The sequence below is a fragment of the Microcoleus sp. B3-D2 genome (assembly GCF_036705345.1).
Classification (GTDB): Bacteria; Cyanobacteriota; Cyanobacteriia; order Cyanobacteriales; family Microcoleaceae; genus Microcoleus.
In genome coordinates, this window is the sequence record NZ_JAUBUG010000007.1 from 108,166 (window position 1) to 123,114 (window position 14,949).

General features: G+C 44.9%; 13 protein-coding genes. 5 read left to right on the forward strand and 8 right to left on the reverse strand.

What is annotated here, in order from left to right; translation table 11 throughout:
* Nucleotides 1-169: 169 nt before the first annotated feature.
* Together QUB14_RS04600 and QUB14_RS04605 are read right to left on the reverse strand one after the other, a co-directional pair.
* On the reverse strand, nt 170-571 hold the full coding sequence (locus QUB14_RS04600) for a type II toxin-antitoxin system VapC family toxin (protein ID WP_333214547.1): 402 nt from the start codon (nt 569-571) through the stop codon (nt 170-172).
* Nucleotides 571-798: a hypothetical protein gene (locus tag QUB14_RS04605; protein ID WP_333214545.1), complete on the reverse strand. Its 228-nt coding sequence runs from the start codon at nt 796-798 to the stop codon at nt 571-573. Before QUB14_RS04605 ends, QUB14_RS04600 begins: the two co-directional genes overlap by 1 nt.
* Before the next feature lie 208 nt (nt 799-1,006).
* On the opposite strand from QUB14_RS04605, the gene QUB14_RS04610 reads away from it, so the two are divergent.
* Nucleotides 1,007-2,659 carry an FAD-dependent oxidoreductase gene (locus tag QUB14_RS04610; RefSeq protein ID WP_333214543.1) on the forward strand — a complete coding sequence of 551 codons (1,653 nt, stop codon included), beginning with the start codon at nt 1,007-1,009 and terminating at the stop codon, nt 2,657-2,659.
* A 441-nt stretch (nt 2,660-3,100) separates the two neighbouring features.
* Here QUB14_RS04610 and QUB14_RS04615 read toward each other — a convergent pair whose 3' ends face one another.
* Entirely contained in the window at nt 3,101-3,475 is a 375-nt protein-coding gene (locus QUB14_RS04615; RefSeq protein WP_333214541.1) for a type II toxin-antitoxin system RelE/ParE family toxin, read from the reverse strand.
* A complete protein-coding gene (locus QUB14_RS04620; RefSeq protein ID WP_333214539.1) occupies nt 3,468-3,803 on the reverse strand; it encodes a hypothetical protein in 336 nt (111 codons plus the stop codon). Before QUB14_RS04620 ends, QUB14_RS04615 begins: the two co-directional genes overlap by 8 nt.
* 157 nt (nt 3,804-3,960) lie before the next feature.
* Between QUB14_RS04620 and QUB14_RS04625 the strand changes: the two genes are divergently transcribed.
* Both QUB14_RS04625 and QUB14_RS04630 read left to right on the forward strand, forming a co-directional pair.
* On the forward strand, nt 3,961-6,705 hold the full coding sequence (locus tag QUB14_RS04625; protein ID WP_333214537.1) for a valine--tRNA ligase: 2,745 nt from the start codon (nt 3,961-3,963) through the stop codon (nt 6,703-6,705).
* A 226-nt stretch (nt 6,706-6,931) separates the two neighbouring features.
* The gene (locus QUB14_RS04630; RefSeq protein ID WP_333214535.1) at nt 6,932-7,429 is read left to right on the forward strand and encodes a hypothetical protein; all 498 of its coding nucleotides are present in this window, start codon (nt 6,932-6,934) and stop codon (nt 7,427-7,429) included.
* Nucleotides 7,430-7,583: 154 nt separating this feature from the next.
* Here the strand turns inward: QUB14_RS04630 and crtB are convergent, their stop codons facing one another.
* Complete coding sequence (gene crtB / locus QUB14_RS04635) at nt 7,584-8,513, reverse strand: 15-cis-phytoene synthase CrtB (RefSeq protein WP_333214533.1); 930 nt, start codon at nt 8,511-8,513, stop codon at nt 7,584-7,586.
* A gap of 91 nt (nt 8,514-8,604) precedes the next feature.
* Nucleotides 8,605-9,978: a 15-cis-phytoene desaturase gene (pds, locus tag QUB14_RS04640; RefSeq protein WP_006632784.1), complete on the reverse strand. Its 1,374-nt coding sequence runs from the start codon at nt 9,976-9,978 to the stop codon at nt 8,605-8,607.
* Between the two features lie 376 nt (nt 9,979-10,354).
* On the opposite strand from pds, the gene QUB14_RS04645 reads away from it, so the two are divergent.
* Both QUB14_RS04645 and QUB14_RS04650 read left to right on the forward strand, forming a co-directional pair.
* Nucleotides 10,355-10,993 carry a restriction endonuclease subunit R gene (locus QUB14_RS04645; RefSeq protein ID WP_333214531.1) on the forward strand — a complete coding sequence of 213 codons (639 nt, stop codon included), beginning with the start codon at nt 10,355-10,357 and terminating at the stop codon, nt 10,991-10,993.
* A 252-nt stretch (nt 10,994-11,245) separates the two neighbouring features.
* Nucleotides 11,246-12,457 carry a transposase gene (locus tag QUB14_RS04650; protein ID WP_333214529.1) on the forward strand — a complete coding sequence of 404 codons (1,212 nt, stop codon included), beginning with the start codon at nt 11,246-11,248 and terminating at the stop codon, nt 12,455-12,457.
* A gap of 15 nt (nt 12,458-12,472) precedes the next feature.
* On the opposite strand, the gene QUB14_RS04655 is transcribed toward QUB14_RS04650, so the two are convergent.
* Together QUB14_RS04655 and QUB14_RS04660 are read right to left on the reverse strand one after the other, a co-directional pair.
* Nucleotides 12,473-13,102 carry a TraX family protein gene (locus tag QUB14_RS04655; protein ID WP_333214527.1) on the reverse strand — a complete coding sequence of 210 codons (630 nt, stop codon included), beginning with the start codon at nt 13,100-13,102 and terminating at the stop codon, nt 12,473-12,475.
* Nucleotides 13,103-13,566: 464 nt separating this feature from the next.
* Complete coding sequence (locus QUB14_RS04660) at nt 13,567-14,877, reverse strand: hypothetical protein (RefSeq protein WP_333214525.1); 1,311 nt, start codon at nt 14,875-14,877, stop codon at nt 13,567-13,569.
* Between the last annotated feature and the right edge of the window lie 72 nt (nt 14,878-14,949).

Sequence of the window (14,949 nt, forward strand, 5' to 3'; positions counted from 1 at the left end):
GTTGTTCTTAAATTATTGTAACCCATCGCCCTTCCCGACACCAGATATCTGAGATAGGCTCGCACCCACCATCCTTACCCACATCAATAGCCCTCCCAAACCAGTAACACAGGCAAAACCGCTAACAACAGTTGCCGGAAAAGTTAAACTTGCGTTGAGTGACTCAGATTTACCAAATTGTGTCTATACTAGATAATTGAATCCGGCGATCGCGACTAATAACGGGTACATTAAGATACAAAGCAGTAGCAGCAATAATGCGATCGGGTAAATCGGGAATTTGCGATCGGTCAACTTGCCTTAAAGTCAAAGCTATATTGCGATCAAAAGGAATTTCAACCAATAAGGCATCATCGCTCTCAACTTCTCTCAATAATAGATCGAGAGTAGTTGAATTAATCCGCCCTCTCTCACTCAGATAGACAATTTCTGCTAATGTAATTGATGAAAAAGCCACCTGATTTCCTTCGGCAGCTATCTGTTCTATTGTCGTTCTAGCAGTCACCGAAATTCGCGAATCGGCAAAGATATACCAGATCACAGCATGAGTATCCGCTACAGCACGCAGCATTAGAAATCCTCCCTTGGGAAATTCGCCCATTCTTCGCTGCGAACTTCATCTATTTCAGCGGCAGAAGGTGCAATTCCCAAGTCAGCACATAAACCCCACAATGATTTGCGGGGAGTCTGCCCAACAACTAATTCTCGTTCTATTTCAGGAACTATCCACTTAATCAATCGTAACTTTTCGGCTAGAGACAAGTGCTTAACAAGATTTAAAACCGCCTCAAAAGTCATGTTTTTTATGTTTCAATTGGTGATTGATGTAATTGTAGCATTTTGGCTGCCAAGGACAGCATCACCAGGTTTGGGTTGAGAAGATTCGTTTACCACGGTTCCCGGAAAATTTAAAACTGTGTCGAAATTATCTAAACGTGCTATATTCAACTCCGTAAACCCTGAACTTCCCTATCAGGTATTGCAAATTTATCCACGAGTCAACTGAATGCTCTCTACTTTCAAGAAACTAGCTTCAATTGCAATCATCTTTGCCGCCCTAAAACTTTTACTGAATTATCCGGCTTTCAGAGAAATAGAAAATTATATCGCAAATAGAAACCCAGCAAGTGCCACTTTAGACAATGGAACTCTGCAGCAAAAATCCAGCAGCCCGCCTCCGGTACCTCCCAAAAAATCACCGGAGCAAACGTTCGATGTAGTAGTATATGGTGATGAAGTACCGGGGATATGTGCAGCGATATGGGCGAAGAAAACTTTAGGCGCAAAGGGCAAAGTTGCGATCGTGCGATCGAACTACGGAAGAGCACCTTTGGGCGGCTTACTCACCCGCGGCGGTTTAGCTTACATCGATGTAGATAAAATCCCCGGTTGGTATCGCCAACCCTACGCCCAATGTTTTAAGGAATTCTTAGATAAAGCGAATGCGCCCGAATCTTGCTTAGATCCAAAAAGGGCAGATCAAGCTCTCAGGCAAATGCTTTCAGCAGCAAAAGTCAGAGTTATTTCCAACTCAACTCTTACTCCCCACGTCGTAGATAAAAAAATCGAATATGCCGAAGTAAAAGGCAGCACCTTAAGAATTAAAGCCAACTCTTTTATTGACGTAACTCAAGACGCGGAATTAGCCAGGAAAGCCGGATTATCTTATTATACAGGATATGAATCTCAAAATATAAAATCCAAAAATGAAACTTTAGCTGTCTCTATAGTTCCGAGAATTACAGGTATAACGATGTCCGAATTCCGCAGAATAGAAGATGACATTCTATACAATCGGCTTTTGGTAAAAAAGATTAAAGAGAGCATTACAAAATCTAAAGATCCGGCTAGTACAAAATTCTGGATGAGGAATTTCTGGAGTACGATTTATCAGCCATATACAGACGGCTACGACATCAGAAGTGTAGCTATAGGTGCAGCGTATCACATAGACAGAAATCTGCCCTTCAGTCAAAATAAAGGATTCTTTTTTGATAAAGGCAATGTCTGCGTTTATAACAAAAATGTGCTTTCCTGGAACGGGTTTCTGTTTAAATACCAAGTTGACCAAATCATGAAGATGGAAGCTAACGGCAGAAAACCGACTCCTGAAATGATTAAAGAAATGTCACATCTCCAATACTGGCTACAAAAGAAGTCTGGTAAAGACGTGAGAGTATTTCTTCCAGACGAGATTTATATCAGGCAAAGTTTGAACGTTCGCGATGTGGTAGATCCGCTGACGGGGAAGGAGATTATCAAAGGAGGAACAGTACCCGGAAAGTCGATCGGCAGTTTTTCCTACGATTTCGATATGCGGGGCGGAGTCAAGAATTTATCTGCGAGAATTCCGCCGCTGCCAGTGTATAATTTCGGCATAGAAAGCGCTTTGGCTAGCAAAGTCAAGAATTTAGCCATTGTCGGGCGATCGTCGGGTTATGTGGGTATGGCTGTATCCGTCGGGCGAATTGCGACGGTGAATATTTATCAAGGACAAGGTGTAGGCGTGGCGGCTGGTTTGGCTAGCAAGTTCGGCGTACCTCTGAATTCGATTACTTCGGCTGAAACGAAAAAAACTCTGGAGACTTTAACCGGGAAAACTACGTATTTGTCGGGGAGAGATACGAGTTATGGGGTGGATTATAAGGAGGTGAAATAATCGAGGTCTAGCAGTAGCCCGTGTTGCTAGACGATGTTAAATCCCGCCTACAAACTAGAAATTTTTGTTTGAGTTTGAGAACAAAAAACGCAATTCCTGGAGTTTGATAACTGTTATTCATTGCGATTCTTAATTATTGCAATTTGTTTTAAGCTGTGGAGCATTTAAAACACTAACGAGGCTTGTAGGGTGCGTCAGTTATAACACTTACGCTTTCAAGGGAAACGCTTATGTACGCTCCGCACCCTACTATAGTCTTTTAAATGCCGAACAGCTTACCAGTAGGACTAATGCAAAAAAACAGTCGCTCGGCAAAATCGTGGCTTTCTCCCAGAGAAGGCGGGTTGTGGATTAGGGATTTCTGTCAAATAAGATATTAAAAGGATTTTACCACTGAAGATGTCGAAACCTCATATTCGACGGCGCAAGATTCCCAAACTCTTAGATATCCTCTCGATCTTCGCTCTGCTGCTGCTCGTATTCTGTAATAATGTTCTGAATATCCTCTGCTGCAATATCGACTTGTTCGGATTTGGCGTAAAGGGTCAGCAAAATGATTCCCGTTGCTGTTTGGACGTAGTAAATTAAACGGTATCCACCACTTTTACCTTTTTGAGTGTCGCTATTTCGGACTCTCAACTTGAAGACTGCATAACCGACTCCAGCAATTCGATCTCCTGGCAGTTCTCCCCGTGTGAGTTGTTCGATAATGGGTTGAATATCATTGCGAATGCTGCGGTATTTTTTTGCAAGAGTGCGTAAATTGCGATTGAAGGTTGGTGAAACTATAACTTGAATTAAGGGCAAGTCAGTCATTTTCAATTCCTTCCCACATTTGAGCAACCGAAATGGTTTGCCCAGTCATGGCTTCGTGCCAAGCTTGCCGAAAATCTTGTAGAAGCGCTGCTTTAGATTGGCCCTCTCCGTCAATTTCTGAGGGTTCTGGAATACTAAAAGAATTAGCAGGAGGCATCTCTGGGATTTCTGCTGAGAAAACCTCTGGCAGATTATTTTGCGAAATGATTACCCCCTGACGTTGCTTTTGGCTTAGAAACTCTATAAAACTCGCAACTAATGCCAGATGTTCTGGAGAGAGTCGATCGAGCCATCGATCGATTTGATGTCGAAGTGCTGCTACATTCATAATGCCATCAAACCTTTTAATTTTACCTTCATTTTAACGTAAACCCGCCCCGCCTTGAATATCGCTCTTCCCTCTGCCTCTGACGCGGATGCGGTTCAAAACTCTTCTCCTCCCTTCTATGGCACAATCTTAAATAAGATCAAACTCTCAAGCCACCATGACCGCAAACCTACCCCCCCAATACGACCCCCAAGCCACCGAAGCCAAGTGGCAAAAATACTGGGAAGACAACCAAACCTTCAAAGCTGACCCAGAAGCCGGCGGCGAACCTTACTGCGTCGTCATCCCGCCGCCCAACGTGACCGGCAGCCTCCACATGGGACACGCTTTTGAAGAGACGCTGATTGATGTCCTCGTCCGCTATCACCGCATGACTGGACGCAATACCCTGTGGTTGCCGGGAACGGATCATGCTAGCATCGCAGTTCAAACTATTCTCGAAAAGCAACTCAAAGCAGAAGGCAAAACTCGCCACGATTTAGGTAGAGAAAAATTCTTGGAACGGGCCTGGGAGTGGAAAGCGGAATCGGGCAATACTATTACTAATCAATTACGCAGTTTGGGCGTGTCTGTCGATTGGTCGCGTGAACGCTTTACGATGGATGAAGGCTTATCCGCTGCGGTTTTAGAAGCGTTTGTGCGTCTGTACGATGAGGGGCTGATTTATCGCGGCAATTACCTGGTGAATTGGTGTCCGGCTAGTCAGTCTGCTGTGTCGGATTTGGAGGTAGACCAGCAGGAAGTTGAAGGCCATTTGTGGCATTTCCGCTATCCTTTGACGGACGGTTCTGGTTATTTGGAGGTGGCGACGACTCGGCCGGAAACGATGTTGGGTGATACTGGGGTGGCTGTGAATCCACAGGACGATCGCTACAAACATCTTATCGGTAAAACTGTGACTTTGCCGATCGTGAATCGCGAAATTCCAATCATTGCTGATGAGTTTGTCGATCCGACTTTCGGAACTGGTTGTGTCAAGGTGACACCCGCCCACGATCCGAATGACTTCGAGATGGGTAAGCGTCATAATTTGCCGTTTATTAACATCATGAATAAGGACGGCAGTTTAAATGAAAATGCCGGAGAGTTCCAGGGACAAGACCGATTTGTTGCCAGGAAAAATGTGGTGCAGCGGTTAGAAACTGACGGGGTTTTGGTTAAAATAGAAGATTACAAGCATACAGTTCCCTACAGCGAACGTGGCAAAGTTGCGGTCGAACCGTTGATATCTACGCAATGGTTTGTGAAGATAGATCCTCTTTCTCAACGCGCTTTAGAAGCATTAGATCAAAGTAACTCACCAGTCTTGGTTCCTGACAGATGGACAAAGGTTTATCGCGATTGGTTGGTGAAGCTAAAGGATTGGTGTATCTCCAGACAATTGTGGTGGGGACACCAAATTCCGGCTTGGTATGCTGTTAGCGAAACCCAAGGAGAAATTACTGATACAACACCTTTTATAGTTGCGAAAACTGAAGCTGAAGCTAAGGAAAAAGCAACGGCTAAATTTGGTAATGACGTGCAGCTAGCAAGAGATCCCGACGTATTGGATACTTGGTTTTCGTCCGGTTTGTGGCCTTTCTCAACTCTGGGATGGCCGGACGAAACTAAAGATTTGGAGTTTTACTATCCGACAACTACTTTGGTTACTGGTTTTGATATCATCTTTTTCTGGGTTGCTAGAATGACGATGATGGCAGGACATTTTACGGGAAAGATGCCTTTTGATACTGTTTACATTCACGGTTTAGTGTTGGATGAAAACGGTCAGAAAATGTCTAAGAGTAAAAACAACGGTATCGACCCGCTGCTGTTGATTGGCAAGTACGGTACTGATGCTTTGCGCTACACTTTGGTTAAGGAAGTGGTTGGGGCCGGTCAAAATATTCGCATGGAGTACGATCGCAAAACTGATGAATCGAAATCAGTGGAAGCTTCCCGGAACTTCACGAATAAGTTGTGGAATGCGGCCAGGTTTGTGATGATGAATTTGGAGGGACAGACGCCGCAGCAGTTGGGAAGTCCTTCTGGGGGAGGTGGTTTGGAATTGTGCGATCGCTGGATTCTGTCTCGCTATTATCAAGTTGTGCAAGAAAGCCGCAATTGTTTGGAAAATTACGGTTTGGGGGAAGCAGCGAAGGGACTTTATGAGTTTATCTGGGGCGATTTCTGTGACTGGTATATTGAGTTAGTCAAGTCTCGCTTGCAGCAGGATGCTGAACCAAATTCTAAGAAAGTGGCACAGCAAACTTTTGCTTTTGTGTTGGAAGGGATTCTGAAACTGCTGCATCCTTTTATGCCGCACATTACTGAGGAGATTTGGCACACTCTGACTCAAACAGGTGACGATCGATGTTTGGCTTTGCAAGCTTATCCTGAAGCCGATATCTCGCTAATTGATCCAGAGTTAGAACAGCAATTTGAGTTATTGTTTGGTACTATTCGCACTATTCGCAATTTGCGCGCCGATGCTGATATCAAACCGAGTGTGAAGGTGACGGCGATTTTGCAAAGCGAAAGCGAGAAAGAACGCCAAATAATCTCAGATGGAAGCGTTTACATTCAGGATTTGGCAAAAGTCGAAAATCTGACCGTAACTGCTAGTTTGGATGCAGAATCCCCGCTTGGGAATGGGGGGCAAGGGGGGTCAATTGCCGGGGTTGTCGGTACTGTGCAAGTATTGATTCCTCTGGCTGGGGTCGTGGATTTGGCCGCTTTGCGTGCTAAATTAGAGAAGAAGTTGAGCAAGGTGGAAGCTGAAATTAAGCATACTGCGGCGCGCTTGACTAATCAGAAGTTTGTGGATAAGGCTACTCCTGATGTGGTTCAGGGGGCGAGGGATGCTTTGGCGGAAGCCGAAAAACAAGCTGAGATTTTGCGCGATCGGCTAAAGTTGTTTTAAGAGTTGACAGTTGACAGTTGACTGTTGACTGTTGACTGTGGCCGGGGCGGGTTTACGAGATAGTTAGTTTCAAGCATAAATTGTTTGTAAAACCCGCCCCTAGGATATCGCAAATCCTACAATTATCAATTACCAATAGCAGGACGCCGAATGCACGGATACACGGATAGCTGTTTTTACCCATTACCAGTTATGAATAACTAATAAGCAATCACTTATTACCCTCATGTTATATTTAGCCCAAGTACAAAATCAGGAAATTTTAGGCGAGATAAGTCTGCAATTGCTGGCTTGCCAAAATGCTGAGGATACTTGGGCTATGCTTTTTGAAGAAACTGTCTTGACTCTACCGCCAGATTTTGCTCAAAATCCAATTAACTCGGCACCTAATGTTTTAAATGAAGGGATGCTAGTATTAGCAGATATTGGCGAAAATAACCAGGTTGTAAATATTCAAGCAGCTACAAACTGGGTACTACAATTAGTTGAGAAATATTTAACAACAGGCTTTACTCCCGATTTTTTGCAGCAAGAAGCCCAGAAAGCAGAAGATTGGAGGCAATCTCTCACTTTGCAGAGTCAAGAATTGTCTCGCCGCTTGATTGAAGTTGAAGCCCGCCGAGAACAAATTCAAAATTTAGAAGCAAAACTCCAGCAGGAAAAGCAATTGTTGGAAAGTTCGATCGCCCAATTGAAAATTCCGCCCGCTACTCCACTAATTTGACTTATAAATTGACTTAAGTTAACCTAACAAAGTTAGGGACACGGCACTAGCGCATCCCCACAAACCTCATATGCAATTTGCTGGACATCATATAATTTGTAACTTGACAAATACCCCTTACCCGTTGCCGAATCGCCAGCAAAATTGCCTGCGGTTAAAGCACTTTTGACTTCATCCAAGCGGCGGGGAGACACAGCAGTTTCTGAGAATTGCTAACATAAGCCCGCTTCTGGAAAACATCGTACTGATTGCGTTCGATCGCATTTAAGATTCTGCTGTAAAGCATTGTAGCCGCCCAAACTGTCCAGCGGATATCGGGACTGAGCACTTTAATTCCGGGCTCGGCGCTGGCGTATAATTTGCGAGCTCGCTGAATTTGAAACCGCATCAATTCCCGCCAGCGGTTGTCAATTACACCGTTGAATAAATCTTCTTCGGTGTAGTTAAACAAGGCTAAGTCTTCTAAGGGAATGTAAATGCGGCCGCGGCGGGCGTCTTCTCCGACATCGCGCAGAATATTAGTCAACTGCTTGGCAATACCCAGGGCTATCGCTTCTTCTTTGGGAATTTTATTCCCCCAGTGCCAATTCCAGTTAGCAGCGGAGCTCGATTCGCCTACACCCATGACAGACATCGACATCAGCCCTACAGTACCCGCTACTCGATAACAGTAAAGATTGAGCTCTTCAAAAGTTTCGTAGCGGCTGCGGTACAAGTCCATTTGCTGGCCCGCAATCATCTCTCGAAACGGCTGAATGTCGATCGGGAAACGAGACAGGGTATCCACCAACGCTACGTCGTAGTCGTCGTGGGGGTGGCCTGCAAACACCGATTCCAAGCGTTTTTCCCACAAATCCAGGGTTTCAGGGGTTGTGGCAGCAGCGCCTGGCCCGTCTACGAGTTCGTCGGTGCGGCGGCACCAGACGTAAATCGCCCAAATCGCCCGACGCTTGGCTTCGGGCATGAGTTGAGTGCCTAAATAAAAATTTTTGGCATAACTCGCGGTGACTTGGCGGCACAGTTCGTAGGAGTCATCCACAGAAGCCAGAGTTCTCATGCACTGGAGTTTTGACAGTTGCAGCATCCGAGAATAAGAAATTTAAAGATTAGAACTGATTTTCCCCCGTTTAGAAAACGGGAGATTTTTTACGTCTTTATGAAAAATTCTTAATTTTTCATTGGTTATTGGCCGTTGAAATAGCCTGCGCTGTCAGCTTACCAGAAAGCACGGCACCTTCCATACTCGCAAGATAACGCTGCATCGTATAATCCCCCGTTAGATAGAAATTGCTAATGGGAGTTGTTTGTGTGGGACGGCACTGCTGGCGTCCGGGAGTGGCTTTGTAGACGGAACGAGGGGTTTTGACTACGTGATATTTGAGCAGTTTGGCTGGTTCTGGGATTTGATCGGGAAAGAGTTTTTCTAACTCGACCATTGTGGCTGCGACGATATCTTCGTCAGATTTGCCGATCCAGTCTTTGGCCGGTGCTAAAACCAGTTCCAGCATGGATTTGTCTGGGTTGGCATATTCGCGGCAGGTGTTGCTCATGTCGGCGTAGACGCTCAGCAGGGGCGATCGCGAGAACAGCAAATGGTCGATTTCAGTTAATTTGCGATCGAACCACAAGTGTACATTAATGACGGGTACTCCCTCCAAGCCTTCGAGCTGTTTGAAATAATCCATTTCGCCCCAAGGTTTCGGCATCATCAACTTGAGCGGGTCAACCGGCATCGCGGAAACGTAAATATCGGCCGTCAGAATTTCTGACTCTGCCCCTTTTACTCCCCGAATGTGGAAGCCGCGCACCGTGTTGTCATCGTTGAGCAAAAACTCCTTGATGGGTGCATTCAGCCGTACTTCGCCGCCGCGCTCAGTTATGTAGTCTACCATCGGCTGACACAACCTTTCTGTGGGGGAACCGTCTAAAAAGGCCATTTTCGAGCCGTTTTTCTCTTGCAAGAAGCGGTTGAGGGCTGTCAGCAGTATGGTTGCAGATATTTCGTGGGGGTCGATGAAGTTGAGCGCCTTGGACATGGCGATGAATACTTCTTTTTCGACTCTGGGGGGGACGTTTTGCTTTTTGAGCCAGTCGGAGAACGAGTATTTGTCCATTGCTTCGACATAGTTTTGACCCTGAAGCATCGCCGGAATCAAACCTATACCGAAGCGGATTTTTTCCGGCCAGGTGAGCATATCGTTGTTGCTCAAGATGGCTGCGACGCCGTTGAAGGGAGCCGGAAGGTCGGGAAAGTCAAAGCGGGAATAGGTTCCGGGGGTTTCCGGCTGATTGAAAATCATCGAGTGCTCTTTCCATTGCAGCCGGTCTTCGATGTCAAGTTCTTTGAAGAGTTGGAGCATATTCGGGTATGCGCCGAAGAAGATGTGGAGGCCGGTTTCGTACCAGTCGCCGTCTGCATCTTTCCAGGCGGCAACTTTGCCGCCGAGTACGTCCCGACTTTCTAGGAGGATGGGGGTGTGGCCCGCGTCGGTAAGATATTTAGCGCAGGAAAGTCCTGCTAAGCCTGCTCCGGCGATCGCAACTCGCATTTGATACTACTTGGCCTCTGTGTTCGCTTCGGTTTAATTATACTTTACAACTCGTTACATTTTTTTGGGAAATCTGTAGGGACACGGCTGTGCTTGGAGGTGTCGGCTTAGCCCGAAAGTTCGCCAGGGAATGAATTCCCTGTCTCATAGCGCAAGTCCTCGCTATGAGGACTGAATAACTCATCAGTCCTCATAGCGAGGACTTGTGCTTTGAGGCTCTTGTTTCAACCCTTGCCGGACTTGCCGGAATGCGGACTTGCCGGACTTGCCGGAATGCGGGTTTGACCTTAAGTGTCTTAGTAAACGGAATTAACGGAAATTTAGCAATTATTGCTATCATAAATTAAGAGCAGATTTGGATGAATTGCTTAATTTTATGGCCCAAACAATTCAAGCTAGAAATGTCGCGTTGAACGATTTGGAAACCAACTTCAAAATTGAGTGGGTTGAGGATGACCAATTCTTTCGCGAGTGGCAAGATGATTTGCCAGAAATCAGCGATTATGAAAAACAGCGGCTGGACAGAGTGAAGGCAAGTTACAGGAATTTGCTCAAACGTCCCCCACTTCTAGAAAATACAGTCAAAATGGTAGTGCTTTCTCCGTTTTTGGATTTAGCTGACTTTTATCTTGCTCCTTTTCACGTTACTTCAGAAAAGTCTGTAGAAATTGTTGACGAAGACGAGGGAAGTATAGTGAGGGGACAGTTGGATGTTTTGGCTTTGTTTCAGGAGTTTTGGGTAGTGGTTATCGAGTCCAAGCAAGCGGCGTTTTCTTTGGAAGTAGGGATTCCGCAGTTACTAGCTTATATGTTAGCTAATCTGAATAGCGATCGACCTACTTACGGATTGTTAATGAATGGGGCAGATTTTCTATTTGTCAAGTTAGTTAAGCGGGAAAAAGCACAGTACGCTTTTTCTCGGAAGTTTTACCTTTTCAATCCGGGGAATGATTTGTACAGTGTGCTGACTATTTTGAAGCGCCTCGGTCAATTGAATGTTGGCAATACAGTTTAGCAAGCGATCGCGCTTTTCAGGGGGCGATCGCTCAGAGACGCGGTTGTACTTCGTTTAAATAAAAAATCAACAATCAACTAATTAGAATCCGCAGTCTTATCAAAAAAATGGGTTTAAAACCCCGTCCTTCTAGGACGGCTTTCTTCCAGCATCGGGGATACGCGACATACTTGTAGTTGTAAAATTTTGTGAATAATTCGGAGTATTAAGCCAAGTCTGTTAGCATAAGACTATCGTGATTAGGTCGAAGTCATGCTTGTTTTCGAGTTTAAAGCATACGGCAAAAAGCAGCAATTTGACGCTGTAGACGAAGCAATTAGAACGGTGCAGTTCATCCGAAACAAAGCATTGCGCTTTTGGATGGAAAACGAAAAAGTCGATAAATACGCCTTGAACAAGTATAGCGCTGTTTTAGCTAAAGAATGGACGTTTTGCGATGACTTGAACAGCATGGCTCGGCAATCTAGCTCAGAAAGAGCATGGTCGGCGATCTCCCGATTCTACGACAACTGTAAAAAGAAAGTCCCAGGAAAAAAGGGATTTCCACAGTTCCAGAAAGACAACCGTTCGGTCGAATACAAGACTACGGGATGGCGTCTAGCTAATGATCGGAAATCTATCACTTTTACCGATAAGAACGGAATCGGGAAACTCAAATTAAAAGGAACTCGCGACTTACATTTCTATCAGCTCCGTCAGATCAAGCGAGTGCGCTTGGTGAGGCGGGCAGACGGATATTACGTCCAGTTTTGCGTTCAAGTTGACCGCTCTGAAAAGATTGAAGTCACAGGCAACGCCATCGGGTTAGACGTAGGACTGAAAGAGTTCTATACAGACTCTAATGGTGTTGCAGTCGAGAATCCGCGATTCCTCCGCAAGGGAGAACGCAGGTTGAAAAAAGCCCAAAGACGAGTTTCAAAACGAGTCAAGGGTTCGCAAAACAGAAGAAAAGCTAGAGTGATTCTAGGAAAGCGCCACCTCAAAATAAGTAGACAGCGCAAAGATTTTGCTGTGAAATTGGCAAGATGCGTCATCCAGTCTAACGACTGTGTAGCCTACGAAGACTTGAGGATTAAAAATATGGTGAAGAATCACTGTTTAGCAAAATCGATTAACGACGCATCTTGGTATATGTTCCGAGTTGGGCTGGAATATTTTGGCAAAGTATTCGGAAGAATTACAATTGCCGTACCAGCCAATGGAACAAGTCAAGAATGCTCTAGCTGCGGAACAATTGTTAAGAAAAGTCTATCAACACGAACCCATACCTGTCGGTGTGGATGCGTACTTGATAGGGATTGGAACGCCGCTAGAAATATCCTAAGTCGGGGATTGAGTACGGTGGGACACACCGGAACTTGGATCTTAGATCCGAACTCTTGTGGAGAATTGACCGCTACCGATGTTGAAGTAATTCTGCATCGGCAAGTCGATTCTGTGAATCAAGAATCCTCGTGCCTTTAGGCCGAGGAGTGTCAATTAGACAATTGTTCGCAGTGCCGCTAGCCCCCCAAGGTGTAGTGGGTAAAAATAATAGAAAAATCTTTTTTCTATAGCCGTGGGTTTTTGGTCTTTAGAGCTATCGTAGTATGCCAGAACTAGCGGCGCGAATATAGCGAAAATTTGAATCCAGCTTTTGCAACTAATTGCATATCCGATATTTGCTATAGTCCAGCCGAACCACCAAAGGCGAGATCCTCCTCCTTTCCACCTAATCATCAATAGCGGGCAAGCCACTGCATACCAGCCGTAACTCACTCCTAAAATTTGAGCAGTTACTAGACCTGTGCTTAAAACTGCAATTTTGCGATCGAAGCGTCGGATGTAGCTCAAAGTTAGTGCTGCTACGGCAAAGCTAAACATGATGTTTAACTGTAAATTGCCAAAAAGTAACATATGAGGTATTTGAGAAAGTACCCCAAATAATATCAGTCGAGTAATTAGAGGATTTTTGTCCCCCGGTCGTTTCCAATTTTGAGCAAATACCCAACTAAACAACGGAAAACTGAGGCGGCCGATGATACGCATGGGTTCTGCTTCAAGCATCAATCCGATGTGGTCTATTAGCATTAGAGCGGCGGCCAACCATTTAATTTGATTTTGATTCATACAATGGCTACTCAAATTATGTTATTAAAACTTCGTTTGTTGTACTAATTAAATATTTGTGTAATTCTGTGACATAAAATATTTACAAAATTTCACTTTCTCTGTATGTGGTAAATGCTATACAGTGCAGTTGTTGAAGGTGTTTTTAAAGGTCGATATTTCGTATTTTATATATTATTTATGAAAAAGTAGGGGTTTTTATTAAAATCGTCAGTACAATTAAATTGAGTGTACTCATAATCTATTCTTAAAGCAACACCTAAATTAAATAGAGCTTATTCTATTTAATTTAGGTATTTTAAAAAAGATACTTAAAAACACTGTTGTGTACTCCTTAAGGCAGATTTACATTAAATTTATTGATTCCGACGAAATAATAATTGAGTTAATTTTACTGACATCGATCGCGACTACTACACCGACGATGCCTCCGCCGCCTCCGGTGACTGCTCCATCCAGAATTACTAGAGTGAAGAGGGAACAGGGGCTGGCGGTAATTTTTTGTTCGGTACAGGTGCAGTAGAGGGAACAGGCGCTGGCGGTAATTTTTTGTTCGGTACAGGTGCGGTAGAGGGAATAGGAACTGGCGGTAAACTTTGGCTCGGTACAGGTAGCGAAGTTGGTTGGGGCTGGGGCTGAGGCAGACCGGGAACACGGATATATTTCCAATTACCAGTAAACAATAGGTACATAACACCCGCAAGCACGACACCGCTAACAACAGCAGCAGTAATTTTCCAAACACTGTAGGGACGTTCGCCTTGAACTTCAGCGGTGCGTGCATTAACCATTACTTGATATCGCTGGTTTTGATAGCGATAGGCGCACAGCCACACAGGTAGCAAAATATGCTTAAAAGTGATAGCATTGTAATCAGTGGAAATGCTGTGAACCCGCTGCTCGTCGCCACCAATATTCCTGCAAACATCGAAGTGAATAGTACCGGCCATGACATTTTTAGCAGATTCAAATCCTTGAGTGAGAGAGACTTGCGATCGCTGCGCTTCAAACCCAGCTAAATAAGATGAATTGTAAGCGCGCAGCGACTCCTTGAGATGCCAAGGTTCTAACGCATCCAGACGGGGGCGATCGATCGAACTTGTAGCGGGAATCAGAATATCGTCAAAAAAGCGATCGACTCTGCCAGAAGCAGGCCACCACCTGGTATGTTGCACTTGGCGAGTTTTAGTTTCAGTTTCGCCCTGCGAGTTTGTTTCCGTATAAGTTTCAGTTACGTAGTAGTGTTCTCCGCGATCGCCCCTATAGTAACTAACCGTATAAGTGTCGTAAGTCCAAAACGGCAAATAAACCCCTTGAATTTTCTCCTGTTGCGCTAGGGATTTCAAAGCAGAGGGAGCAAACCAGCGATTGCTGAGCCACTTCTGAATGCTTTCTCTGGCCTGTTTATCAGTAACTTCAAAGGGTACAATTCCCTCTGGGTGCACGCTAGGGCTAGCCTTTGCAGGTTGCGTCACAATTGGAGAAGCGCAAAATGGGCATTTACCCGCTACTTTCGGCGGTTCAAAAGTAACACTTGCTCCGCAATCATTGCATTTTACTTCAAGGGCTGTTGTTGATAAAGTTGTCAGCGTCGTGCGATCGACTTGGAGATATTGTTCGTAAGAGTTCTCCTTTACCTCTTCAGCAGTTTGGGGAATTGCATCTTCCCAGCCGCAGTAAGCACACTTGAGCTTTCCTGCTTGGGGGTTGAACTCTAAATAAGCCCCGCAGCTAGGACAGGGAAAACGTTTAACAGCAGGTTCCGAAGTATTCATCAGAAAATTGGGTAGAAACCTCGTCCTTTTAGGACGGCTTTATATTACAATATAATTGGTCAACGACCCACC

Bases quoted from the DNA above. Each gene is read 5' to 3' on its own strand.
- QUB14_RS04600 (WP_333214547.1), bottom strand. From the start codon at position 571: ATGCTGCGTGCTGTAGCGGATACTCATGCTGTGATCTGGTATATCTTT.
- QUB14_RS04605 (WP_333214545.1), bottom strand. From the start codon at position 798: ATGACTTTTGAGGCGGTTTTAAATCTTGTTAAGCACTTGTCTCTAGCC.
- QUB14_RS04610 (WP_333214543.1), top strand. From the start codon at position 1,007: ATGCTCTCTACTTTCAAGAAACTAGCTTCAATTGCAATCATCTTTGCC.
- QUB14_RS04615 (WP_333214541.1), bottom strand. From the start codon at position 3,475: ATGACTGACTTGCCCTTAATTCAAGTTATAGTTTCACCAACCTTCAAT.
- QUB14_RS04620 (WP_333214539.1), bottom strand. From the start codon at position 3,803: ATGAATGTAGCAGCACTTCGACATCAAATCGATCGATGGCTCGATCGA.
- QUB14_RS04625 (WP_333214537.1), top strand. From the start codon at position 3,961: ATGACCGCAAACCTACCCCCCCAATACGACCCCCAAGCCACCGAAGCC.
- QUB14_RS04630 (WP_333214535.1), top strand. From the start codon at position 6,932: ATGTTATATTTAGCCCAAGTACAAAATCAGGAAATTTTAGGCGAGATA.
- crtB (WP_333214533.1), bottom strand. From the start codon at position 8,513: ATGCTGCAACTGTCAAAACTCCAGTGCATGAGAACTCTGGCTTCTGTG.
- pds (WP_006632784.1), bottom strand. From the start codon at position 9,978: ATGCGAGTTGCGATCGCCGGAGCAGGCTTAGCAGGACTTTCCTGCGCT.
- QUB14_RS04645 (WP_333214531.1), top strand. From the start codon at position 10,355: ATGGCCCAAACAATTCAAGCTAGAAATGTCGCGTTGAACGATTTGGAA.
- QUB14_RS04650 (WP_333214529.1), top strand. From the start codon at position 11,246: ATGCTTGTTTTCGAGTTTAAAGCATACGGCAAAAAGCAGCAATTTGAC.
- QUB14_RS04655 (WP_333214527.1), bottom strand. From the start codon at position 13,102: ATGAATCAAAATCAAATTAAATGGTTGGCCGCCGCTCTAATGCTAATA.
- QUB14_RS04660 (WP_333214525.1), bottom strand. From the start codon at position 14,877: ATGAATACTTCGGAACCTGCTGTTAAACGTTTTCCCTGTCCTAGCTGC.